The organism is Micromonospora sp. WMMD723, assembly GCF_049863385.1.
Lineage (GTDB): Bacteria > Actinomycetota > Actinomycetes > Mycobacteriales > Micromonosporaceae > Micromonospora > Micromonospora wenchangensis.
This window is the reverse complement of the sequence record NZ_JBMKNR010000001.1, coordinates 7012860-7036356: the sequence shown is the minus strand read 5'-3', so window position 1 is coordinate 7036356 and position 23497 is coordinate 7012860. Positions and strand designations below refer to the sequence as shown.

General features: G+C 73.2%; 20 protein-coding genes. 10 read left to right on the top strand and 10 right to left on the bottom strand.

The features are described from left to right. Positions 1–17 precede the first annotated feature (17 nt). Positions 18–1697 carry a bifunctional 3'-5' exonuclease/DNA polymerase gene (locus tag ACN261_RS30300; protein WP_425853459.1) on the top strand — a complete coding sequence of 560 codons (1680 nt, stop codon included), beginning with the start codon at positions 18–20 and terminating at the stop codon, positions 1695–1697. 268 nt (positions 1698–1965) lie between these two features. After that, positions 1966–2559 (top strand): nucleotidyltransferase family protein, encoded by a 594-nt coding sequence (locus tag ACN261_RS30295; protein WP_421486865.1) that lies wholly within the window; start codon positions 1966–1968, stop codon positions 2557–2559. 6 nt (positions 2560–2565) lie between these two features. On the opposite strand, the gene ACN261_RS30290 is transcribed toward ACN261_RS30295, so the two are convergent. The 6 genes from ACN261_RS30290 to ACN261_RS30265 all read right to left on the bottom strand — a co-directional run bounded on the left by ACN261_RS30290 (position 2566) and on the right by ACN261_RS30265 (position 11563). After that, entirely contained in the window at positions 2566–3216 is a 651-nt protein-coding gene (locus ACN261_RS30290; protein WP_421483265.1) for a hypothetical protein, read from the bottom strand. 75 nt (positions 3217–3291) lie between these two features. Beyond that, complete coding sequence (locus ACN261_RS30285; protein WP_421483264.1) at positions 3292–4101, bottom strand: metal-dependent hydrolase; 810 nt, start codon at positions 4099–4101, stop codon at positions 3292–3294. A gap of 102 nt (positions 4102–4203) precedes the next feature. Beyond that, positions 4204–5808, bottom strand: coding sequence for a protein kinase domain-containing protein (locus ACN261_RS30280; RefSeq protein WP_421483263.1), 1605 nt, complete (start codon positions 5806–5808; stop codon positions 4204–4206). Positions 5809–5945: 137 nt separating this feature from the next. Next, complete coding sequence (locus ACN261_RS30275; RefSeq protein WP_421486864.1) at positions 5946–8027, bottom strand: protein kinase domain-containing protein; 2082 nt, start codon at positions 8025–8027, stop codon at positions 5946–5948. 121 nt (positions 8028–8148) lie between these two features. Then, entirely contained in the window at positions 8149–9480 is a 1332-nt protein-coding gene (locus ACN261_RS30270; RefSeq protein WP_425853458.1) for a glycosyltransferase family 4 protein, read from the bottom strand. A 142-nt stretch (positions 9481–9622) separates the two neighbouring features. Then, positions 9623–11563, bottom strand: coding sequence for an amylo-alpha-1,6-glucosidase (locus ACN261_RS30265; RefSeq protein WP_425853457.1), 1941 nt, complete (start codon positions 11561–11563; stop codon positions 9623–9625). 45 nt (positions 11564–11608) lie between these two features. Here ACN261_RS30265 and ACN261_RS30260 point away from each other — a divergent pair, with 45 nt between their 5' ends. The 3 genes from ACN261_RS30260 to ACN261_RS30250 all read left to right on the top strand — a co-directional run bounded on the left by ACN261_RS30260 (position 11609) and on the right by ACN261_RS30250 (position 16250). Beyond that, positions 11609–14347, top strand: coding sequence for an MGH1-like glycoside hydrolase domain-containing protein (locus ACN261_RS30260; RefSeq protein WP_425853456.1), 2739 nt, complete (start codon positions 11609–11611; stop codon positions 14345–14347). A 54-nt stretch (positions 14348–14401) separates the two neighbouring features. Next, on the top strand, positions 14402–15121 hold the full coding sequence (locus tag ACN261_RS30255) for an HAD family hydrolase (protein WP_425853455.1): 720 nt from the start codon (positions 14402–14404) through the stop codon (positions 15119–15121). A 424-nt stretch (positions 15122–15545) separates the two neighbouring features. After that, the gene (locus ACN261_RS30250; protein ID WP_421483257.1) at positions 15546–16250 is read left to right on the top strand and encodes a L,D-transpeptidase family protein; all 705 of its coding nucleotides are present in this window, start codon (positions 15546–15548) and stop codon (positions 16248–16250) included. A gap of 79 nt (positions 16251–16329) precedes the next feature. On the opposite strand, the gene ACN261_RS30245 is transcribed toward ACN261_RS30250, so the two are convergent. The 4 genes from ACN261_RS30245 to ACN261_RS30230 all read right to left on the bottom strand — a co-directional run bounded on the left by ACN261_RS30245 (position 16330) and on the right by ACN261_RS30230 (position 18446). Continuing rightward, positions 16330–16605, bottom strand: coding sequence for a hypothetical protein (locus tag ACN261_RS30245; RefSeq protein ID WP_421483256.1), 276 nt, complete (start codon positions 16603–16605; stop codon positions 16330–16332). A gap of 47 nt (positions 16606–16652) precedes the next feature. Further along, a complete protein-coding gene (locus ACN261_RS30240) occupies positions 16653–17084 on the bottom strand; it encodes a hypothetical protein (protein WP_421486863.1) in 432 nt (143 codons plus the stop codon). Between the two features lie 385 nt (positions 17085–17469). Further along, complete coding sequence (locus ACN261_RS30235; RefSeq protein WP_363652048.1) at positions 17470–17652, bottom strand: DUF397 domain-containing protein; 183 nt, start codon at positions 17650–17652, stop codon at positions 17470–17472. Beyond that, positions 17649–18446 (bottom strand): helix-turn-helix domain-containing protein, encoded by a 798-nt coding sequence (locus ACN261_RS30230; RefSeq protein ID WP_425853454.1) that lies wholly within the window; start codon positions 18444–18446, stop codon positions 17649–17651. Before ACN261_RS30230 ends, ACN261_RS30235 begins: the two co-directional genes overlap by 4 nt. A gap of 293 nt (positions 18447–18739) precedes the next feature. Between ACN261_RS30230 and ACN261_RS30225 the strand changes: the two genes are divergently transcribed. The 5 genes from ACN261_RS30225 to ACN261_RS30205 all read left to right on the top strand — a co-directional run bounded on the left by ACN261_RS30225 (position 18740) and on the right by ACN261_RS30205 (position 23446). Then, positions 18740–18994: a flavin reductase gene (locus ACN261_RS30225; RefSeq protein WP_421483253.1), complete on the top strand. Its 255-nt coding sequence runs from the start codon at positions 18740–18742 to the stop codon at positions 18992–18994. 216 nt (positions 18995–19210) lie between these two features. After that, entirely contained in the window at positions 19211–20500 is a 1290-nt protein-coding gene (locus ACN261_RS30220; RefSeq protein ID WP_421483252.1) for an ABC transporter substrate-binding protein, read from the top strand. Next, complete coding sequence (locus ACN261_RS30215; RefSeq protein ID WP_088647563.1) at positions 20497–21396, top strand: carbohydrate ABC transporter permease; 900 nt, start codon at positions 20497–20499, stop codon at positions 21394–21396. The genes ACN261_RS30220 and ACN261_RS30215 overlap by 4 nt, the downstream gene beginning before the upstream one ends. Before the next feature lies 1 nt (position 21397). Further along, entirely contained in the window at positions 21398–22231 is an 834-nt protein-coding gene (locus ACN261_RS30210) for a carbohydrate ABC transporter permease (protein WP_421483251.1), read from the top strand. Positions 22232–22240: 9 nt separating this feature from the next. Then, positions 22241–23446: an ABC transporter ATP-binding protein gene (locus ACN261_RS30205; protein ID WP_421483249.1), complete on the top strand. Its 1206-nt coding sequence runs from the start codon at positions 22241–22243 to the stop codon at positions 23444–23446. The last annotated feature ends 51 nt before the right edge of the window (positions 23447–23497 follow it).

The window sequence follows — 23497 nt, the reverse complement described above, 5'->3', positions numbered from 1 at the left end:
CGGGGCACAATCGGGTCGTGGCGGTGCTGGCGGTGGCGGCGGGGGAGCGGGGCGGTGGCGTCCTCCAACCGCTGGACGCCGCCGGTCACCCGGCCGGGCCCGTCGAGCCGGTCGACGACCTGCCCGCCGCCGTGGCCGCCCGCGAGGCGGCCGAGCACCCCCGCTGGGTCTGGGCGTCCGGTGCGACGCTCTACCCGACCCTGCTGCGCGCCGGGGTGCGGGTCGAGCGCTGCCACGACATCGAGCTGACCGAGGGGCTGCTGCTGGGCCATGCCGGGCGCTGGGGTGAGCCCCGCTCGCTGGCCGCCGCGTACGCCCGGCTCACCGGGGCCGCCGTCCCACCCGACCCGCCGCCCCGGCCGGCCGCGCCGCCGGGGCACGGGCAGGCCGCGCTCTTCGAGGCCGTCGTCGGCCCGCCGGCCCCCGGCATCGACGCCCTGACCCGGGTGTACGCCGACCAGCTCGGCCGGGTCGCCGCCACCGCCCATCCCGGCCGGTTCCGGCTGCTGGTGGCCGCCGAGTCGGCCGGTGCCCTGATCGCGGTGGAGATGGCCGCCGTCGGGCTGCCCTGGCGTGCCGACGTGCACGACGAGATCCTCGCCGAGCTGCTGGGTGAGGCGTCCCCGGTGGGTGGGCCGCCCCGGCGGCTGGCCGAGCTGGCCGCCCGGGTCGCTGAGGCGTTCGGCGTCCGGCAGTTGCACATCGACTCCTCGGCGGAGCTGCTGCGCGCCTTCGCCCGGGTCGGTGTGCAGCTGCCCAACACCCGGGCCTGGGTGCTGCGCGGCGTCGACCATCCGGCCGTCCCGCTGGTGCTCGAATACAAGGAGCTGTACCGGATCTGGACGGCGCACGGCTGGGCCTGGCGGGACGCGTGGGTCTCCGACGGCCGGTTCCGCCCGGAGTACGTCCCGGCCGGGGTGGTCTCCGGCCGGTGGGCGACCCGGGGTGGCGGCGCGTTGCAGATCCCGAAGGTGATCCGGCGGGCGGTGGTGGCCGATCCGGGGTGGCGGCTGGTGGTGGCCGACGCCGGTCAGTTGGAGCCCCGGGTGCTCGCCGCGGTCTCCGGTGACGCCCGGCTGGCCACCGCCGGGGCGGCCGGCGACCTCTACGCGGCGCTGGCCCAGGACTCCTTCGGCGGTGACCGGGCCCGCGCCAAGCTCGCCCTGCTCGGCGCGATGTACGGGCAGACCGGGGGTGGGGCGCTGCCGGCCCTGGCGGTGCTCAAGCGCAGCTATCCGACCGCCTTCGGCTACCTGGAGGCGGCGGCGCGTACCGGGGAGGCGGGTGGCCTGGTCCGGTCCTGGCTGGGCCGGACCTGCCCGCCGGGGACGGTCGGGTCCGGCGACGCCGACGACGCCCCGGTGGACCCGGACGTCGGGGCGGACCCGCGTTCGCCCCGGGCGCGGGCGGCCCGCTCCCGGGGCCGGTTCACCCGTAACTTCGTCATCCAGGCCACCGCCGCCGAGTGGGCCTCGACGCTGCTCGCCTCGCTGCGGGCGGAGCTGGCCGTGGTGGGCGGGGAGTTGGTCTTCTTCCAGCACGACGAGGTGATCGTGCACTGCCCGGCCGAGCTGGCCGAGCCGGTGGCCGACGCGGTCCGCCGCGCCGGAGCGCGCGCCTCGGCGCTGCTGTTCGGCCCGACGCCCGTGCGTTTCCCCCTCGACCTCTCCACCGTCACCACCTACGCCCAAGCCTGACTCCCCGCACCCCCTCGCCCCCTCGCCCCCTCACCCGGCCCCGTTGCGGTGTCGGCGCCCGGTGATCAAGAGGTTCGCGTCAGATTCGTCGCTCGCGATGACGCAAACCTCTTGATCACCGGGGCGAGCGGGGGCGGGCGGGGGGCGGGGCGGGTGGGCGGAGTGGGTGGGGTGGGTGGTTGGGTTCAGGGTATACGCGTGAAATATCCGTTTCGTGCCGACACTCATCTCCCGGGGGCTCGTTGCACCCGGTGTGCGTATCGCAGGAATGATCATCGCGGCGGGTGGGGGGCGGCGGCTCGGCAGCCCCGAGGCGTTGCTGTGTCGGGGGGACCGGCTGCTGGTCAGCTGCATGATCGACACGATGGTCGCGGCCGGCTGTGAGCAACTGGTGGTGGTGCTGGGGGCGGCGGCCGACGAGGTCCGGGCGGCGGCCGACCTGAGCCCCGCCACGGTGGTGGTCAACCGTTCCTCGGGAGCCGGGGTCGGCTCGTCCATCCGGGCCGGCCTGGCCGCGTTGGCCGACGAACGGGTCGAGGCGGTGGTGGTGGTACCCGTCGACATGCCCGGTCTCACCCCGGAGGCGATCCGGCGGGTGGCCGCGCTGCCGTACCCGGACGTGCTGGCCTGCGCCACCTACGACGGGCTGCGCGGGTACCCGATGCTGTTCGGCCGTCGGCACTGGGCCGGCATCGCGACCCTGGCCGGCGCCGACATCGGCGCCCGACCGTACCTGCTGGCGCACAAGGACCAGATCGTCGACATCGCCTGCGACTCGGTGGCCGACGGCAACCGGGTGGACACCCCGGAGCTGATGGCGCTCTACGGCCTCACCGTGCCACCCCAGCGGGTCGGCGTCTGAGCGCGCTCAGCTGTCGGGCGGGCGGCAGATGTCGACGGTGTGCCGGGGGCGTAGCCGTCGGTCGAACGCGACGGTGACCGCCGGCCGGTCGACCAGCGAGACCCGGACCGTCCGCTCGCCGACGAACTCGGCGTCGATCCGCTCCCGGGGACGCGCGTGGCGGCAGGTGACCAGTTCCCGGTCGGCGTCGTGGCTGAGCAACCCGGCGCGGGTGCGTACCCGCAGCTCGGTGTGCGGCAGGTCCTTCCAGTCGCGGGTGTCCAGCCGGACCACCGCGTACCGGCCGTCGGGGGAGACGGCCAGCGTGGAGTCCCGCTCGACGGTCGAGGCGAAACCGGTGCGGTACATGCCCCACGCACCGGTGCCCACGCCGAGCAGCACCGCACAGCCGAGCGCGGCCGACCGTAGCGCCGTCGTCGCGGGCGGTCGCCGGGCGGCCAGCCAGCCGGCGAGCACCAGCGCCAGCGCGGCCAGCGTGGCGAGCCCGAGCAGGGGCAGCGGCCGGTGCAGGAAGCGTGCCGCCGGATAGAGTCGGGCGTACCCGGCGTCCCAGAGCACGCCCGCGAAGAGGACCAACGACAGCAGTGTCAGCAGGCCGGCGAGGAGCCGCCCGCGACCGGAGCCGGCGAGGGGGCGGGTCCCGGGGCCGGCCGACATGCTACGCATCGTAGGCGTGCGGAGCGCTCCCGGGCCGTCCCACGTTCGGCTGGTTCGGCGTTTCGCGCGCCCCGGTCAGACCTCGATGTTGAACCGTTGCAGCACCGACGGGGCGACCAGGCCGACGGCCGCGAGCACGGAGAGCACCGTCAACGCGGTCCGCAGCACCACCACCTCGGCCTTGCTGCCGGTACGTAACGCGATGCTGTTCGGTAGCCCGATCATCGTCCACATCCGGCGTTTGATCGGGATCGGCCAGAGGATGGGCACCCCCGCCTTGGTGATCATGTCGCCGAGGATGTGCACGAAACAGCCCACCCCGACGGCCAGCCCGATCATCGGATAGCCCCGGTCACCGGGCAGGGTGGCGAAGGTGAACCAGGCGGCGGCGGCCGAGACGAGGGTGACGATCACCCAGCCGGCCCGCTCTGCCCACTCGTCGAACAGCCCGCGCAGCGCCAGCCCGATCATGAAGAACAGGATGCTCACCACCGCCCACTTGCCGTACGCGGTGCACAGCGCGGTGGTGCCCCAACCGACCAGCACGGTGAACGGGATGGTGTGGGTCAGGGTGCGGTGACCGTTGTTGCGGCGCGGGTCACGGCTGAGCTTGGTGGCGTAGTAGACGCCGAGCGAGATCTTCTCCATCACCTCGGCGACGAACAGCGAGAACACCCCGAAGGTGCGGGCCACCGTCGCGCCGCCCTGGTTGCGGGTGACCTTGCCGGAGAGGTCGAGGTCGGGAAAGAGCGCCCCACCTGCGCAGACGGCGGTGCCGACGGCCAGGGCGAGCGGCGACTGGTGGTAGTCGGCGAAGTGGTCCAGTGCCCACGACCCGGTCAGCCACACCGCAGCGCCCGACAGCGCGTGGGACGGTCCCATCATGTCGCCTCGCCCCTCCCCGTTTTCTTGATCGACAACGCTACGCCACTGTGTCAGAACCGCCGTCGCCAGGGCAACAACCCGGCCGGTCCACAGGGGAGGGTGTCAGGCGGCGGGACGGAAGCTCTGCCGGATCATCAGGAAGTATGTCGCGTTGACCTGCCAGTCGAACTGGTCTGTCAGCCATGAGACGGTGTAGGCCCGCTGCGGGGCGACCCGGACCAGCAGCCGGGCGGTGTGCAGCCGGGCTCCGGTCGGGCCGGTCCACTCGCACTCCCACAGCGCGCCGCCACGGAACATGTCCAGCGCGGAGATGTCCACCCGCCGGTAGCCGGTGAGCCGACCGTCGTCGGTGAGCCGGCGTTCCTCGGCCCGCCAGTGGGCGACCGGGTCGGCCGGGGCGACGCCGGGGGCGACGCTGAGCACCCGGGGGCCACCGGGCTCGCGCAGACAGGTCACCGGGCCGTCGGTGTAGCGCAGCCACCCGGCCGGGGCGGCGATCCGGAAGCCGTCCGGGTCGGTGTACCAGGTCCAGCCCGCGACCAGTCCGAAGCGCTCACCCGGCGGCGGCGGAGCGGAGCGGACCGGGACGGCGTCGGTCGGCGCGGGCGCGGCGCACGGGAAGGCCCCCGGCCGGGCCGCCCCGGTGCCGGCCCCACCACCCGGCGTCGACGACGGACCGGGGCCGTCGCGCAGCGCGACCGACGCCCCGAACCCGGCCAGCAGCGCGCCCGCGACGGCCACCGCGACCAGGACGGTCCGCTGCCGCCGCCGACGCGGCGTTCCGGCCGGCAGCGGCGGGGTGTCCCCGCCGGCCGGCACCACCGTGGGGCGTGATGGGGGCGGGGTGGACGCCTGCGACACGGGCGGGGTGGACGCCTCCGGCGTGGCGGGCGTCGCCGCGAGCGCCGCGCTCAGCCGGGTCTGCGTCTCGTCGGCGGTGAGCCGTCGTTCCGGTTCGCGGCGCAGCAGACCCTCCAGCACCGGGCGCAGCGCCCCGGCGCGGCGCGTCGGGTCGGGCGGCTCGGTGGCCAGCGCGCTCAGCGTCGCCATCGCGCTGCCCCGGGCGTACGGCGCCCGTCCCTCCACCGCCGCGTAGAGGGTGGCCCCCAGCGACCACAGGTCGGTACGCGGGCTGGACACTCCGTCGCGGGCGCGTTCGGGGGCGACGAACTGCGGGGAGCCCAGCACCATCCCCGGCCCGGTCATCGCCCCGTCACCGCCGTCGAAGGTGGCCAGTCCGAAGTCGGTGAGCACCACCCGCCCGTCGTCGGCGACCAGGACGTTGTGCGGCTTGACGTCGCGGTGCAGCACTCCGGCGGTGTGGGCGGCGCGCAGGGCGGCCAGCACCGCCAACCCGATCCGGGCGACCCGGCGCGGGGGCAGCGGCCCCTCCTCGGTGAGCAGTTGTTGCAGCGAGCGGGACGGGACGTACTCCATCACGATCCAGGGGTTGTCACCGTCGTGCACCACGTCGTAGATCCGGACCACGTTGGGGTGGTTGAGCCGGGCCGCGGTGCGGGCCTCGCGCAACGTGCGCAGCCGTAGCTCCTCGCGTTCGTGCGCGGCGAGCCAGTGCGGCGGGACGACCTCCTTGACCGCGACGTCCCGGTGCAGCATCTCGTCGCGGGCCAACCAGACGCGGCCCATCCCGCCGGTGCCGACCAGAACGAGTAGCCGGTACCGCCCGGCGACCCGCTGCTCGTGCACGACGTTTCCCCCTCGCTGCCCCGCCACCAGGATATCCACGGTGACCGCGGTGTTCGCGGCGACGGATCCGCAGGGCGCAGCGCCCGCCGGCCGGCCCGCAAAAAGCCGGCCGGCGGCCGACGGCGGGCCGGGGCGGGTCAGGTGGGCGAGGTGACCTCCGTCGACCGGCCCCGGAAGCTCTGCCGGACCACCGTCAGCTCGTCGGTCGCGTCGTCCCAGTCCTCGTCCGCCGACGACCAGCTCAGCATGAATCCGGACAGGTCCCGGCCGGGGATCAGCCGGACCCCGTGCTCCCGGCCGCCGAACGGGGTGTCCCAGCGGCACTCCCACTGGGCGCCGTCGCCGTCGAACGCCGCCAGCTTGATCTTGTCGTACCCGGGCAGGGCGCCGAAGCCGAGCTGGGTGCGTTCCTCGGCCTGGAGTCGTTCCAGCGCCCCGCCGCCACCACCGGGCAGTGGTTCCACGCTCAGCGTCCGTCGGCTGCCCGGGTCCCGGAAGCAGGCCACCTGCCCTTCCTGGGTACGCAGCCAGCCGATCGGGACGGCGAGCCGGTAGCCTGCGCCGTCGTACCAGGTCCAGCCGGACGGGGGACGGAAACCGTCGTCCACGGTCGCCGGTCGGCCGGTGACCTGCGTGCCGACCGGGTCGGGACGCAGGCACGGCAGCGGTGGCGGGGCGAGGTCCTGGGCGCCGGGCGGGGGACCCGGCCGGCCCGGCCCACCGGCCGGCGGGGCGTACGGGCGGGTCGAGGGGGTGCTGCTGGCCGGCGCGTCGGTGTGCCCCGGTGCGGCCCGGTGCTCGTCGTCGTTGATCGCCATGGTGGTGCCGATGCCGGCCGTCGCCCCCACCGCGATGGTCACCCCGGCGAGGATCCAGCCCCGGGCACTGCGGGGCAGCCGGGCGAGCATCCCGACCGGCCCGCCCGTGCCGGTCGCCCGCCGTGACCCCGCGCCCGCGCCGGTGCGTCCCGGCCCGCGCCCGCCGGGCCCGCCCGGGGTGGTTGCGCCCGGTCCGGGGCCGGTCATTCGACCTGCGGCCGGCTTCGCGTCGGAGATGGTCGGGCCGGCCGGTGCGCCGCCGCGACCGTCGGTGTCGCCAGGGCCCGGCGGGTAGCCTGCCGGATCACCCGACCCGACCACGATCCGACCGGGCGGGGTCGCCTCGGCCGGCTCCCGGCCGGGCCCGGCGGCCGGGGGAGCGCCCGCCACCTGCGGGTGGCCGGTCGGCTCGGGGCCGGGGGAACCGGAGGCCGTGGGGGAGACGGGCCGTTCGGCCGCGTCGGCGGCGACCCGGCGGCCCGGTGGTCCCCAGTCCCGCTCGGCGTCGAGGTCCGCGCGGGTACGCGGGGGTGCCGGCGGGTCGTCTGTGCCGGGCGGCGGGGTCGGTCGGGCCACACCCATCGGACGGGGGACGGGCAGCACCACCGTGGGCGGCTCGGGCCGGGGCGTCACCCGGGTCACCTCCTCCAGGCGACGGGCGGCCTCGTCGTGGCGGATCCGGTGCCGGGGGTCGCGGACCAGCAGCCCGTCGAGCACCGGACGCAGCGGCCCGGCGTGCGGGGCCGGGTCCGGCGGGGAGGTGGCCAGAGCGGCCAGGGTGGCCATCGCGGTGCTGCGGGCGTACGGGGAGCGGCCCTCGACGGCGGCGTGCAGGGTGGCGCCGAGCGACCACAGGTCGGCCTCCACGCTGGACACCCCGTCGGCGGCGCGTTCGGGGGCGACGAACTGCGGGGAACCGAGCACCATCCCGGGGCGGGTCATCAGCCCGTCACCGCCGTCGAAGGTGGCCAGCCCGAAGTCGGTGAGCATCACCCGCCCGTCGTCGGCGACCAGGACGTTCTGCGGTTTCACGTCGCGGTGCAGCACCCCGGCGGAGTGTGCGGCGCGCAACGCGGACAGCAGCGCCAGCCCGATCTCGGCGGCGCGGACCGGGTCGACCGGGCCGGTGGTGTCCAGCACCGTCTGCAACGACCGGGACAGGACGTACTCCATCACGATCCACGGCCGTTCCTCGACCTGCACCACGTCGTAGACCCGGACCACGTTGGGGTGGTTGAGCCGGGCCGCGGTGCGGGCCTCGCGCAGCGTCCGTAGCCGCACCTCGTCGCGTTCGTCGTCGGCCAGCCAGGCGGGAGGGACGACCTCCTTGATCGCCACCTCGCGGTGCAACACCTCGTCGCGGGCCAACCAGACCCGGCCCATGCCACCCCGGCCCACCATCTTCAACAGGCGGTACCGGCCGGCGATCACTACCTGCTGCACCGTTCTCCTCACCATCGGCCGAGGTACACCGTAGCCAATGGATCGGGGCGGACCTATCGGTTGTCAGGTCTCGATCCGGTCAGCAGGCCGCGCCGTCCCATTGCAGCAGGTTGCCCTCGGGGATGGCGATCCGTTGCCGACCGCCGGCCAGCAGGCCCGCCGCCCGCCGGGCCTGGAAACCGTCGTGGTCGCGGCGGGCGGTGGCGTAGCTGCCCGCGGTACGCGCGGCGATGGCGGCCCAGCCGTACCGCTCGCCGACCATGGTGCGGGCCCGCCGGGCCACCCGCCGGGCGAAGACCTCGTCGCCGACGAGCCGGTCGACCGCCCCGGCCAGCGCGCCCGGGTCGCTGTGCGGGAAGGTCACCCCGGTGACCCCGGGTTCGACGATCTCGGCCAGCCCGCCGGTGCTCGCCACGGCCAGCGGCGCGCCGGCCGCCGCCGCCTCCAGGGCGATCATGCCGAACGGCTCGTAGAGGCTCGGTACGACCGTCGCGTCGGTGGCGGCGAGCAACGCCGGGAGCTGCCCGGCGTCGAGGAAGCCGGTGAACCGGACGCTGTCGCCGACGTGCAGCCGGCGTACCTGGTCGACCAGCTCGTCCTTGTACGGGCCGTCCCCGGCGATCACCACCCGCAGCCCCGGGTGCCGGTCGCGCAGGTGGGGCACGGCGTCGACGAGGTGCTGCACGCCCTTCTCGTAGACCAGCCGACCGGCGTATCCGACCAGCGGGCCGTCCCCGGCGAACCGGGCGCGGGCCGAGGCGACCGCCCGGGGCCGGGCCCGGAACGCCCGGTCGTCGACCCCGTTGGGCACCACGTCGACCCGCCCGGCCGGCACGTCGAACAACCGGCTGACCTGGGCTCGCATGTAGCCGGAGCAGGCGATCACCCGGGCCGAGGCGTTGCTGAGCCAGTGTTCGACGCCGTGGATGGTGCGGTTCAGCTCCCCGGGCAGCCAGCCCTGGTGCCGGCCGGCCTCGGTGGCGTGGATGGTGGTGACCAGCGGCAGGTCGAGGTGCTCGGCCAGGGTGACGGCGGTGTGCCCGACCAGCCAGTCGTGGGCGTGCACGACGTCGTAGCCGGCGCTGTCGGCGGCCCGCAGGGCGGTCCGGGTCAGGGTGTGGTTGAACGCCATCGTCCAGGCCAGCAGGGAGCCGGTGGCCAGCGGGAAGGTCACCGGGTCCTCGGGGGCGCGCAGGACGCGTACGCCGTCGGCGTACTCCTCAAGCGGCGCCCCCTCGGCGTGCCGGGTGACCACGGTGACCTCGTGCCCGGCGGCGGCCAGGGCGGTGGCCAGCGCGTGCACGTGCCGGCCGAGGCCGCCCACCAGCACCGGCGGGTACTCCCAGGACAGCATGAGCACCCGCTGGTGCCGGGCGGGGTGGATGTCGATCACGTCGGCGTCCGGTGACATGCGGCCCCCTTCGGGTGGTGTCCTGGGCGCGCGCCGGTAGGACACCATGAGGGTGTCCGTACGCGGCCCGGGGTCGGGGCCCATCCTGCCGACTGCTGGATAACCAGCGGAGACGCCACCGTTGCCGGTGTGTAACGGGTGCCTATCGGGCCCGTCGGACGCGCAGCAGCTCGGCCACCGACCACGCCTGGAACGGGCATCCGGTGGCGGCGTGCGGCGCGGTGGCGTCCGCCGTCTCGCTCACCGAGCCCAGGCCGAACTCCCCCAGATGTCCGACCAGACCGACCAGCAGGTCGTCGGTGGGCAGTCCGGCCTTCCGGTACGCCTCGACGAACGGCCCGACCAGCCACGGCCAGACCGTGCCCTGGTGGTAGGCGCCGTCCCGCTCCGCCGGGCCACCCCGGTGCCGGGGCGCGAACTCCGGCGCGTCGGGGGCGAGGCTGCGCGGCCCCAGCGGGGTGAACAGCCCGGCCGCCACCCGCCGCAGTGCCACCGGGTCCGGCTCCAACGGCGCGTACGGCAGCGACCAGGCGAGCAGCTGGTTGGGGCGCAGCAGGTCGTCGTCGTGGTGCGCCGCCCCACCCAGCGGGTACGCCGGGGCCGGCGCGTCCACGACGTCGTGCAGCCAGCCCGCCGGGGTGGGGAACCGCTTGCCGAACGCCTCCCGCGCCCGGTCGTGCAGCCGCCACAGCTCGTCCGGGTCCTGCCCGGCCAGCTCGGTCAGCTCCGCCAACCCGGCCAACCCGCTGACCCACAACGCGTTCACCTCGACCGGCTTGCCGACCCGGGGGGTCACCGGCACCCCGTACACCCGGGCGTCCATCCAGGTCAGCGCGGTGCCCGGGGTGCCGCCCTGGGTGATCAGCCCGTCGGCCGGGTCGACGGCGATGCCGTACCGGGTGCCGGCCAGGTGCGCCCGCACCACCCCGTGCAGCGCCGGCAGCAGCTCGTCGCCCAGGTCGGTGTCGCCGGTGACGGTGACGTGCCGGCCCACCGCGTGCAGGAACCACAGTGTCGCGTCGACCGTGTTGTATTCCACCCGACCGGTGTCGGCGGTGTTCGCCAGCATCCCCTCCGACAGCGTCGCCGCGTACGCCCGCAGCAGCTCCCGCCCCTCGTCGGCCCGCCCGGTGCACAGGAACAACCCCTCGTAGGAGGTCATGGTGTCCCGCGACCAGGCACCGAACCAGGGGTACCCGGCCACCACGTCCGGCCCGGCGGGGGTACGCACCACGAACGCGTCGGCGGCCAGCGCCAGGGTCGCGTCCACCGCGTCGGCCGGTTTCGCCGCCGCCACCACCGCCCGGTGCCGCTGCCGGGCCGCCGCCACCACCTGCGTCGCCGGGGGCGGCTCCTCGGCCAGGTCACCGGCCCAGGCCAGCACCGACACGGTGTCCCCGGGGTGCTCCAGCGCGCCGGAGAACCGCCCGGCGCACCACAGGTCCTCGTCGGGGTGCAGCCCCCGGGCGGCCTCCTCGCGGTGGTGCACGCCCAGCCACCACTGCCCCTCGGGCGTCCAGTCCGGGCCGGCGAGGCGGAACGCGCCCTCGACCACCGCACCGCCGTCGGCCGGCTCCACCCGGGGCGTGGGGCCGTCGGCCCGCCGTTCGCCGTGCGCGTCGCGCCAGGTGCAGGCGGCCGAGAGGTCCAGCCGGACCGGGCCGCCGGCCACCAGCCGGTGCACCACCGCCACGGCGGACCGGCCGTGGGTCATGGCCAGCTCCCGCTCGATCACCACGTCGCCGATCCGCCACCGCCAGCGCGGCAACCCGTCGACCAGGTCGAACCGTTCGAGGTATTCGTAGCCGCGCGGGTCGACCACCCCGGAGTTCCACTCGTGTGCGCCGAGCCGGACCCGGGCCCCGGACGGCAGGACCACCGCCGGGTCCAGGCTGACCAGACCCACCCGACGGGCCGCCGGGGTCTCCCCGGCGACCACCAGCAGAGCGTGGTAGCGGCGGGTCCGCAGCCCGCTCACGGTGCCCATGGCGTACCCGCCGAGACCGTCGGTGACCAGCCATTCCCGGGTCGCCCCGGCGGCCGGTTCACCGCAGACCCCCGGCCCGAAACCGAACTCGATCAACTTCTTTCCTCCTGTGGCGGCGAGGTGTAACACGCCACGACGACAATGGTCGCTGTGGTCAAGTACTCCGTCGGCGTCGAAAATGTGCAGGTGTTCACCGACAGATCGCCCTCCGACGCCCCGTCCCCCGACGCCGAGCGGCTCCGGCTCGCCCAGGCCGATGCCGGAGAGCAGGACTGGCGCGCATGGGGTCCCTATCTGTCCGAGCGGGCGTGGGGGACGGTACGGGAGGACTACAGCGAGCACGGCACGGCGTGGGACTACTTCCCCCACGACCACGCGCGGTCCAGAGCCTACCGGTGGAACGAGGACGGCATGGCGGGCGTCTGCGACGACCGGCAGACGTTCTGCTTCGCGCTGGCGCTGTGGAACGGGGTGGACCCGATCCTCAAGGAGCGCATGTTCGGCCTCGGCGGCGACGGCGGCAACCACGGCGAGGACGCGAAGGAATACTGGTGGTACCTCGACAGCACCCCCACCCACTCGTGGATGCGCTGGCGCTACCACTACCCGCAGGCCGCCTTCCCGTACGACGAGCTGGTCGCCGTCAACGCCCTGCGCGGCCGGGACGAGAACGAGTACGAGCTGGTCGACACCGGCATCTTCGACGACGACAGGTACTGGGCGGTCACCGTCGACTACGCCAAGGCGTCCCCGACCGACCTGTGCATCCTGGTCACCGTCGCCAACCGGGCCGACGAGGCGGCCACCCTGCACGTGCTGCCCACGCTGTGGTTCCGCAACACCTGGGCCTGGGGCCCGCCCGGCGCCGACCGGGTGCCCCGGCTGACCGGTGACGGCGCCCGGCTGGTCGGCGAGCACTGGGTGCTGGGGCAGCTCCTGCTGGAGGGCGACGGCGAGCCGGTCCCGCTGCTCTGCGACAACGACACCAACGCCGAGCGGCTGTGGGGGCTGGCCGGCCGCTCGCCGTACCCGAAGGACGGGATCAACGACCACGTGGTGGCCGGCGCGGCCACCGTCAACCCGGACCGGGAGGGGACCAAGGGCGCCCTGCACTACGTGCTCGACGTGCCGGCCGGCGGGCAGCGGCAGATCCGGCTGCGGCTGACCCGCACCGCCCCGCCGCCCGGGGCCGCCGCGCCGCCCCCGGCCGACCTGGGGGCCGGCTTCGACGCGGTGGTGTGGGCCCGGCGGGCCGAGGCGAACCGCTTCTTCGCCGGGGTGATCCCGGCGGCGGCCAGCGCCGACGAGGCGCTGGTGGCCCGGCAGGCGATCGCCGGGCTGATGTGGGGAAAGCAGTTCTACCACTTCGACGTCAAGCGGTGGCTGGAGGGCGACCCGGGCTCGACGCCGCCGGCCGGCCGCCGGCACGGGCGCAACAGCGCCTGGTGGCACATGACCAGCTTCGACGTGATCTCCATGCCGGACCCGTGGGAGTACCCCTGGTACGCCGCCTGGGACCTGGCCTTCCACTGCGTCACCATCGCCCGGGTCGACCCGGGCTTCGCCAAGGCGCAGGTGCTGCTCCTGCTCCGCGAGTGGTACCTGCATCCCAACGGCCAGATCCCGGCGTACGAGTGGGCGTTCGGTGACGTGAACCCGCCGGTGCACGCCTGGGCGGCGTTGAAGGTGTTCGAGATCGACGGCGGACGCGACCACGAGTTCCTCGCCCGGGTGATGCACAAGCTGCTGCTGAACTTCACCTGGTGGGTCAACCGCAAGGACACCGGCGGCAACAACCTGTTCGAGGGCGGTTTCCTCGGGCTGGACAACGTCGGCCCGTTCGACCGTTCGGCGGCGCTGCCGGTGGCCGGGGTGCTGGAGCAGTCCGACGGCACCGGCTGGATGGCGATGTACGCCCTCAACCTGCTGGACATGGCGATCGTGCTGGCCGAGCACGACCGGGCGTACGTGGACACCGCGACGAAGTTCTTCGAGCACTTCGCCTACATCGCCGCCGCCGGCTACTCGCAGGGCCTGTGGGACGCCGAGGACGCGTTCTTCTACGACGTGCTGCGCCTCGCCGACGGCACCCAGGTGCCGTTGAAGGTCCGTTCGGTGGTGGGGCTGCTGCCGCTGGCGGCCACCACCCGGCTGTCCGCGCGGACCCTGCAACGCCTGCCCGAGCTGGGGGCCCGGTTACGCTGGTTCCTCAGCCAACGGCCCGAGTACGCCGACGTGATCGGGGCCCGCCGGCTCGGCCCGGACGGCCGCCAGCAGCGGCTGCTGTCCATGGTCGGCCCGGAGCAGGTGGTCCGGCTGCTGGCCCGGATGCTCGACCCCGACGAGTTCCTCTCCGACTACGGCCTGCGCACGCTGAGCCGGGCCCACCTGGACAAGCCGTTCGCGGTCGACCTGGGCGGGCAGGAGTTCTGCGTCGGCTACGAGCCGGCCGAGTCGACGAGCGGGTTGTTCGGCGGCAACTCCAACTGGCGCGGCCCGATCTGGATGCCGACGAACTTCCTGCTGATCAGCGCGTTGCGCGACTACGCCGCGTTCTTCGGCGACGACCTCCAGGTGGAGTACCCGACCCGGTCGGGACGCAAGTGCACCCTGGACGAGATCGCCGACGACCTGTCCGCCCGGTTGATCTCCCTGTTCACCCGGGACGGCTGGGGCCGCCGGCCGATCTACGGCGCGTGTCAGCTCTTCCAGACCCATCCCGACTGGCGGGACCTGATCGCGTTCCCCGAGTACTTCCACGGCGACAACGGCGCGGGCCTCGGGGCCTGGCACCAGACCGGGTGGACGGCGCTGGTGGCCGACCTGATCCTGACCCTGCGGCGGGACAACCCGGATGTGCCGGGCGGGCCGGAGCGCTAGCGTGTCCGTCGGCCGCCGCCGTCGGGCGGGGCGATCCTGTCGGGAGGGGACCGGATGAGTACGGGTGGGAACGGAACGGCCCCGGGGGCGGGCGCGACGACGTTGATCTTCGACGCCGACGACACGCTCTGGGAGAACAACGTCGTGTTCGAGCGGGTGATCGACGACTTCCTGGACTGGCTCGACCACCCGACGCTCGACCGGGCCCAGATCCGTACCGTGCTCGACGACATCGAGCGGGCCAACGCGGTGGCCCACGGCTACGGCAGCAAGGTGTTCCTGCGCAGCCTCGGCGAGTGCCTGGAGCGGCTGCGGGAGCGACCGGCCACCGACCGGGAACGCGCGGACATCGACCGGCTGGCCACCGCGCTGGTCAACCACGAGGTCGAGCTGATGCCCGGGGTCGCCGACACCCTCGACGCCCTGGCCACCCGCTACGACCTGCTGCTGCTGACCAAGGGTGACCGGGCCGAGCAGCAGCGCAAGCTGGACGCCTGCGGCCTGCTGCACCACTTCGCCGCGGCGCACATCGTGCCCGAGAAGGACACCGGCACCTACCGGTGGCTGGCCCGGGAGCACGGCTTCGCCCCGGCCGACGCCTGGATGATCGGCAACTCCCCGAAGTCGGACATCCTGCCGGCGCGGGCGGCCGGGATGCGGGCGGTGTTCATCCCCAACGAGAACACCTGGGTGCTGGAGGACGACGACCTCGACCCGGCCGACACCGGGGTGATCCGGCTGGCCGCCTTCCCCGATCTGCTCGCCCACTTCTGAGAGCCAACAGCGTCCGGCCGGCTGACCGTGTCACGTCGGGATGCCGCAATTGCGCCCCGGCGGCAATCACCTCCGTGACCCCGTCGGCCTGCTTGCCCGGCCATCGGGCGGCTGCCTAACCTGGGCCGGCGTTCACGACCGATCGGGGTGGTCGGGAACGCGCCGAAGTCCGGCACCGGGGCACCGGGGAGCTGAGTGCTGGCGGGCCTGGTCCGCGTGCCGGGCCCGACGGTACCGGCCTGACCCGCCCGTCGCGCCCGCACCGGCGCGAACCGCCGCCGGGCCGGACGGCTGGCGGTCAGGGTCGGGGAGTTGCGGACCCGACCCTGACCCACCGATCCGCGCCACCCGCCCCAGCGGGCTGAACACCGGCCCCGGTGCGGCGGGGCACCGCCGCACCGCCGACGGTGCGATCATCGGCGGAATGCAGACCACACCCCGGACGGACGGGCGCGACACGGACCCGGCGACGGGCCGGGGCCGGCCGGTCCCGCCACCGAACCGGGCCTCCGGGTTGACCACCCTGCCCGCCGCGACCCGGCAGGTCGTCATCGTCACCGGCAGCGGCTATTCGACCACCCACGCCACCCTGGAGACGTTCCACCGGGCGGGCGGCCACTGGGTGCCCGTCTCCGCCCCGCTGCCCGCCCGGGTGGGCGCGAAGGGCTTCAGCGACCACCACACCGAGGGCGTGGCGACCACCCCGACCGGGGTGTATTCGTTCGGCCCCACCATGTACGGCATCGCCGCCGACCCGGGCGTCCGGTTCCCCTACCACCGGGTGGTCACGAACGACTGGTGGAACGAGAACCCCGACTCGCCGGCCTACAACACCTTCCAGCACAGCACCACGAACCCGGGCGGCTACAGCGAGGCGCTGTGGCGGGAGGTGCCGGCGTACACCCACTTCGCGGTGATCACCTACAACATGCCGCCGAACGTGTCGAAGCCGGTGCCGGACGCGGGCAGCGGCATCTTCCTGCACGAGTTCAGCACCCCTGCCGGCGGCCCGACCGCCGGCTGCGTCAGCCTGTCCCACACCGACCTGGTGTCGGTGCTGCGCTGGCTGGACCCGCGGCACGCGCCGCGCATCGTGATCTGCCCGGCGGCCAACCTCGGCCGCTACTGACCCGCCGGGGTTCAGCCTGCGGCCAGGGCGGATGTCTCCGGTGGCGGCGGGGCCGGCGGACGCCGACCCCGTCGGGGGTTCAGGAGATCTCGTTGCGGACGATCGCCACCGCGACCCGGCAGAACTCGTCCATGTCGGGGCGGAAGCCGGCGGCGATGTCCGGGTGCAGCCCGGAACGGGTCTCGTCGAGCAGTTGTTGGCAGACCTGCTCGACCGGTTCGCCCGCGTAGTTGGCCCGGACCCGGTCGGTGGCGGCCTGCAGCGCCGAGGTCAGCTGATCCTCCAGCGGGCCGCGCAGCTTCTGCTGCACCGGGTCGAGCCCGCGCGGGTCGAGCGTGACATGTGGCTCCGACATCGGTGCTCCCTTCGTCGGCGTCCGCGGTACCCCACCGCGGGCGTCGGTCAAACCACGGCTGGCGCGGCGGCCACCCGGACCTGGTACGAGAGGTTTTCCGCCGGCTCCTCCCGGAACGACAACCGGCGGATCTGCCGGTCGTCGGCGTAGAGCGCGACGTCGACCAGGACCCCGAGGTGGGCCAACCCGATGTTGGCCACCCGCTTCTTGTCCTGGAGCACGGCGCACACCCCGCCCAGCAGGGTGCTGGCGTCGGAGGTGCGGTGCCCGGGTGGGCACCGCAGGATCAGGTCGACCTCGACCGGCCCGGCCAACGGCGTCCAGCCGGTCTGCTGGGCCGCGGCGCAGGCCGCCTCGAGCAGGGCGCGTACCCTCGTCGCCTGCCGATGGCCGGCGGTGAAGAGGGACAGCGCCTCGGTTTTCACCGGTGGCAGGCCGCTCACCTCGAACGTCAGGGCGAGAGCGCGGGTGTCCTGCACCACGGGGCACCTCCTCGTTGAGGACGATCCTGCCCGGACCGGGGGCGCGCAGGGGGAGTTCGCGGGAGAACCCACCGAACGGGCAGGCTGATGTCGGCCGGAGGCGTATCGACTACGACGGCGACGCGCCGGCCTGGTGGAGTGAGTGCGTCAACGCTAGTGCACCCGGCATGCCCGGGGACAGCCCGTCACACCCGCCATCCGGACAGTCGTGGTCGGCCGAGGGGACGCGGGCGGGGCGCGGGTTGATCGACTCCACGGGGTCGATGTTGCGGTGTCCGCCGGACCGGGACACCGCTGCTGCGCCCCACGTGGGTCGATCCTGCGGGGCGACCGGGACCGACCAGGCTCCCGACGGTGCGTGGAGCCCGGTCGGTCGCCCGGATCAGTGCCGCTTGGCGTAGCCGACGAACGCCGTCCAGGCCGTACGGTCGAAGTGAAGGGTGCCGCCCTCGCGGTCCTTGGTGTCGCGCACCAGCACCCGACCGGGCAGGTTGTCGGCGACCTCGACGCAGGCTCCGCCGTTGCCGCCGGACCTGGTCGACTTCCGCCACTGCGGGGTCATCATGTCCATGACTTCGCCACTTCCTCGATCAGCTCGACTGACTGCCGGCGGGGGAGCGCCTCGCTCCGCACGATCTCCCACGTTCTGGCCAGACTAGCAACGTCGGTCGTCGCATCGACGATCTGCGCGGTGAGCTGGTTGTCCGCGTAGGCGACCCGCTCGCCGTCGGGCATCTCGGCGATGATGAACTGCCCGCCCAACCCCAGGTACATGCCGGCGTCCGTCGGCACGATGTGCACCTGGATGTGCTCCTCGGCGGTCAGCCGGGCCAGGTGCTCGCACTGCTCGATCATCAGCCCCGGCTGGTCGAGCACCGGCCGGCGCAGCACCGTCTCGTCGATGACGCAGATGAGCTGCGGTGGGCGTTCCCGCCGCAGGATCGCCTGCCGTTCGAGCCGGGACGCCACGATCCGGTCGACGTCCTCCGGGGCGAACCGGCCGCCGGCCAGCGTCGCGCGGGCGTACCGCTCGGTCTGCAACAGGCCCGGCACGTACGCCAGCTCGAACCAGCGCAGCGTGGTCGCCCCCCGCTCGAACTCGATCCACTCCCGCAACCAGGCGGGCTCGGCGTCGAGCCGGCCCAACCGGTCCAGCATCCGCAGGAAACGCCCGCCGGTGTCGTGGTGGCCGTCGACGGCCTTCATGAACTCCTTCGTGGGCGCCCGGCCGCCGGTCTCCACCGAGCTGACGTGCGACCCCGAGTAGCCGATGCCCTTACCGAAATCCTCCTGGCTGAGCGCGAGCGACGCCCGGAACAGGCGTAACTCCTCCAACACGTAGTCGGTGGCCGTCCCCATCACACCCCCGGTTTCCGCCCACCGTGGACCGGCGGGTCGCTCGTGGTTGCTCACCCATCCCGCTGAGCTGCGCAGATGGCGTGAGCGTGTATCGACAGTAGTGGTCCGGTCAGCAGACTGTCACCTGTGGCGGGCCCGCTGGCAGCCGGGGAGGGCGGCAGCGGGCCCTGCCCGGGGCCGCTCCCGACCCCCCCCGTGCGGGAGCGGCCCCCTCCAGTCCCATGCCGACGCGCTCGGCCCCGGGCCGCGACGGCCGGTGCCGACCGCGCCCACGATTCGAGGAGGTGGCGGTGATGGTGGTCCGACCGCCGGTCCCGCACGTCGCGATGCGCCCGCTGTGGCGGTGCCGCAACTGTGGCCGGGAGTGGCCCTGCCAACCGGCCAAGCTCGCCCTGCTCACCGAGTACCGCAGGGACCGCACCGGGCTGCTGGTCTACCTCGGCACCCTGATGCACGAGGCGACCAACCAGCTCACCCAGCTGCACCCGGGACACCCCCCGGCCCGGATGACCGAACGTTTCCTGTCCTGGGCCAGACCCCGGCGCTGAAACCGCCCGGACGGGCACGACCCGGACGCCGGTGACGCCCCGCAGCGGGCCTGCCCCGTCCGCCCCGACTTCGGTTACCGACAGGTTTCACGACTTCGCAGGTCGGGCAGTGTAGGCCCACGGAACACCCCGGGGCGGCGCGTTTCCGCACTTCACCAGCCTGATGACGGGGCACGGGTGACCTCCCCGGTTTTCGCCGAAGAGAGGGGAGGGGCGATGACGGACCCCGGAACGGCCCGACACCGGCGTCGGCCGGCGCTCCGGGCCGGGGCGGCCGCCGCCGCGCTGGCGCTGGTCGCGCCGCTGGCCGCGTGCGGCGCCGACGACGGTGGCGGTGGTACGCCCACGATCAACCTGTACTACCCACCCGAGCAGAACCTGCAGAAGGTCGTCGACGACTGCAACACCCGCGCCGAGGGGCGCTACCGGATCGCCTACCGGGTGCTGCCCCGGCAGGCCGACGACCAGCGGGTGCAGCTCGTGCGCCGGCTGGCCGCCGAGGACACCGGGATGGACGTGCTCGGCCTCGACGTCACCTGGACCCAGGAGTTCGCCAGCGCCAAGTGGATCCGCGAGTGGACCGGCCAGGACAAGGCCGAGGTCGAACAGGGCACCCTCGCCGGCCCGCTGGACACCGCCCGCTACGAGGACAAGCTCTACGGGGCGCCGAAGAACACCAACGTGCAGCTGCTCTGGTACCGCAGCGACCTGGTCCCGGAGGCCCCGAAGAGCTGGGACGACATGATCAGCGTCGCCAAGGACCTCAAGGGGCAGGGTAAGCCCTACCAGGTGCTCACCATGGGCGCGCAGTACGAGGGCCTGGTGGTGCTCTACAACACCCTGGCCGAGAGCGCCGGGGGCAAGATCCTCAGTGACGACGGCAAGAAGGCCGTGATGGACGACGGCACCGTCAAGGCCCTCGACCAGCTCCAGCGGTTCGCCACGTCGGGCGTGACGTCGCCGTCGTTCAGCAACTCCACCGAGGATCCCGTCCGGCTCGACTTCCAGTCCGGCAAGGGCGCGTTCCAGGTCAACTGGCCGTTCGTCTACCCGGCGTTGCAGGAGGCCGACCCGGAACTGGCCAAGAAGGTCACGTGGGCCCGGGTGCCAGGCATCGATGCGAACACCCCCAGCAAGGTCACCATCGGCGGGGTCAACATGGCGGTCAGCGCCTACTCCAAGCACCCGACGGAGTCCTTCGAGGCGGCCAGGTGCATCAGGGACGCCAAGAACCAGAAGTTCTCCGCGGTCAACGACGGGGTGCCCCCGACCATCGAGTCGGTCTACGACGACCCGGAGATGGACGAGGCGTACCCGATGAAGGAGACCATCCTGGAGGAGCTGAAGGAGCCGGCGGTCCGCCCGCTGACCCCCGCGTACCAGAGCATCTCCACGGTGATGTCGGCGATCCTGTCGCCGCCGTCGGCGATCCGGCCGGAGCAGACCGCCAAGGAGCTGCGCGAGGCGATCTCCGACGCGCTCCAGTCCAAGGGGGTCCTGCCGTGAGCCGGCGAGCCCCGCTGAGCGAGAACAAGAAGGCCGAACGGAAACTGGGCTGGCTGCTGTGCGCCCCGGCCGCGCTGGTCATGGTGCTGGTCACCGCGTACCCGATCATCTATTCGGTCTGGCTGTCGTTGCAGCGCTTCGACCTGCGCTTCCCCGACCAGCGTGAGTTCATCGGGCTGGAGAACTACGTCACCGTGCTCACCAACGAGTTCTGGTGGACCGCGTTCGGGGTGACCATGCTGATCACGGTGGTCACCGTCGCGGTGGAACTGGTGCTCGGCATGGGGCTGGCCCTGGTCATGCACCGCACCCTGGTCGGCCGGGGCATCGTGCGGACCGCCGCGCTCATCCCCTACGGCATCGTCACGGTCGTCGCCGCGTTCTCCTGGCGGTACGCCTGGACGCCCGGCACCGGCTACCTGGCCAACCTGTTCGACGGCAGCGCCCCGCTGACCGAGCGGGCCAGCTCGCTGGCGATCATCATGCTGGCCGAGATCTGGAAGACCACCCCGTTCATGGCCCTGCTGCTGATGGCCGGGCTGGCGCTGGTGCCCGAAGACCTGCTCAAGGCGGCCTCCACCGACGGGGCGACGGCCTGGCAGCGGTTCACCAAGGTGATGCTGCCGGTGATGAAGCCGGCCATCCTCGTCGCGCTGCTGTTCCGCACCCTGGACGCGTTCCGGGTCTTCGACAACATCTTCGTGCTCACCAACGGCGGCAACGAGACCTCGTCGGTGTCGATGCTCGCCTACAACAACCTGATCCGGGGGCTCAACCTCGGCATCGGCTCCACGATGTCCGTGCTGATCTTCATCACGGTGGCGATCATCGCGTTCGTCTTCGTGAAGCTGTTCGGCACCGCTGCCCCGGGCAGCGACGACGGGGAGAGGCGCTGACATGGCCGACACCACCACCCGGGCGAAGCTGCGCTGGGGCCTGATCGACGTCATCGTCGTCGTCTTCGCCCTGGTCCCCGTGCTCTGGATCGCCTCCCTGTCGTTCAAGACCCCGGCCACCCTCACCGACGGCAGGTTCTGGCCCCGGGAGTGGACGCTGGACAACTACAAGAGCATCTTCGACACCGACCAGTTCGTCCGCGCCCTGGTCAACTCGATCGGCATCGCCCTGATCGCCACGCTCATCGCGGTGGTCCTCGGCGCGATGGCCGCGTACGCGATCAGCCGGCTGGACTTCCCCGGCAAGCGGCTGCTGGTCGGGGTGTCCCTGCTGATCGCGATGTTCCCGCAGGTGTCGCTGGTGTCGCCGCTGTTCGAGATCGAACGGCAGCTCGGCCTCTTCGACACCTGGCCGGGGCTGATCCTGCCGTACATCACCTTCGCCCTGCCGCTGGCGATCTACACGCTGTCGGCGTTCTTCAAGCAGATCCCGTGGGACCTGGAGAAGGCGGCGAAGATGGACGGCGCGACCCAGGGGCAGGCGTTCCGCCGGGTGATCGCCCCGCTGGCCGCCCCGGGGCTGTTCACCACGGCGATCCTGGTCTTCATCTTCTGCTGGAACGACTTCCTGTTCGCCATCACGCTCACCTCCACCGAGCGGGCCCGGACGGTGCCGGTGGCGCTGTCGTTCTTCACCGGCGAGTCGCAGTTCGAGGACCCCACCGGGGCGATCTGCGCCGCCGCCGTGGTGATCACCATTCCGATCATCCTGTTCGTGCTCTTCTTCCAGCGCCGCATCGTCTCCGGTCTGACCTCCGGCGCCGTCAAGGGATAGGTGACAACAATGGCTGACATCGTGCTGGACAAGGTGAGCAAGAGCTTCCCCGACGGCACCGTCGCGGTGCAGGACGTCGACCTGGAGATCGCCGACGGCGAGTTCGTCATCCTGGTCGGCCCGTCCGGCTGCGGGAAGTCCACCACCCTCAACATGATCGCCGGGCTGGAGGACATCAGCTCCGGGGAGCTGCGCATCGGCGGGGAACGGGTCAACGACAAGGCGCCCCGCGACCGGGACATCGCGATGGTGTTCCAGTCGTACGCGCTCTACCCGAACATGACCGTCCGGGAGAACATGGCCTTCCCGCTGCGGCTGGCCAAGCTCGACAAGGAGACCATCACCGCCAAGGTCGAGGAGGCGGCGAAGGTGCTGGAGCTGACCCCGCTGCTGGACCGCAAGCCGGCCAACCTCTCCGGCGGGCAGCGGCAGCGGGTGGCGATGGGCCGGGCCATCGTGCGGCAACCCAAGGCGTTCCTGATGGACGAGCCGTTGTCCAACCTGGACGCCAAGCTCCGGGTGCAGATGCGCACGGTGGTGTCCCGGCTGCAGAAGAAGCTCGGCACCACCACCGTCTACGTGACCCACGACCAGACCGAGGCGATGACCCTCGGCGACCGCGTGGTCATCATGCGGGGTGGCGCGATCCAGCAGGTCGGCCCGCCCCAGGAGCTGTACGACCACCCCCGCAACCTGTTTGTCGCCGGGTTCATCGGCTCCCCGTCGATGAACTTCCTGCACGCCGCCGTGGAGGAGGGGAAGCTGCGGACCGCCCTGGGTGACGTGCCGATCGGCGACCGGATCCGCCGCGAGCTGGAGGGGGCCGACGCGCCCCGGGAGCTGATCCTCGGCATCCGCCCCGAGCACTTCGAGGACGCCGAGCTGATCGACGACGAGGCGCGGGCCCGGGGGATGGAGTTCACCGCCCCCGCCGAGATCGTCGAGTCGATGGGCTCCGACAAGTACGTCTACTTCACCGTCGAGGGGCAGCGGGCCAGCGCCGCCGAGCTGGAGGAGTTGGCCGCCGACGCCGGGGCCGACTTCAGCGGCGGTGGCGGCAACCTGGTGACCCGGCTGTCGGCCGAGTCGCCGGTGCAGGAGGGCGAGGACCGGCGGGTCTGGTTCAACCTGGAGAAGATCCACCTGTTCGACCCGTCGACCGGACGGAACCTGACCCTGCACGAGGGTCGGTCGGCCGGCGCGCTCGGCGACTGATCCCACCGGGTGCGCGGTCGACCGCAGCGGTGACGACCCGGTCCGGGGTCG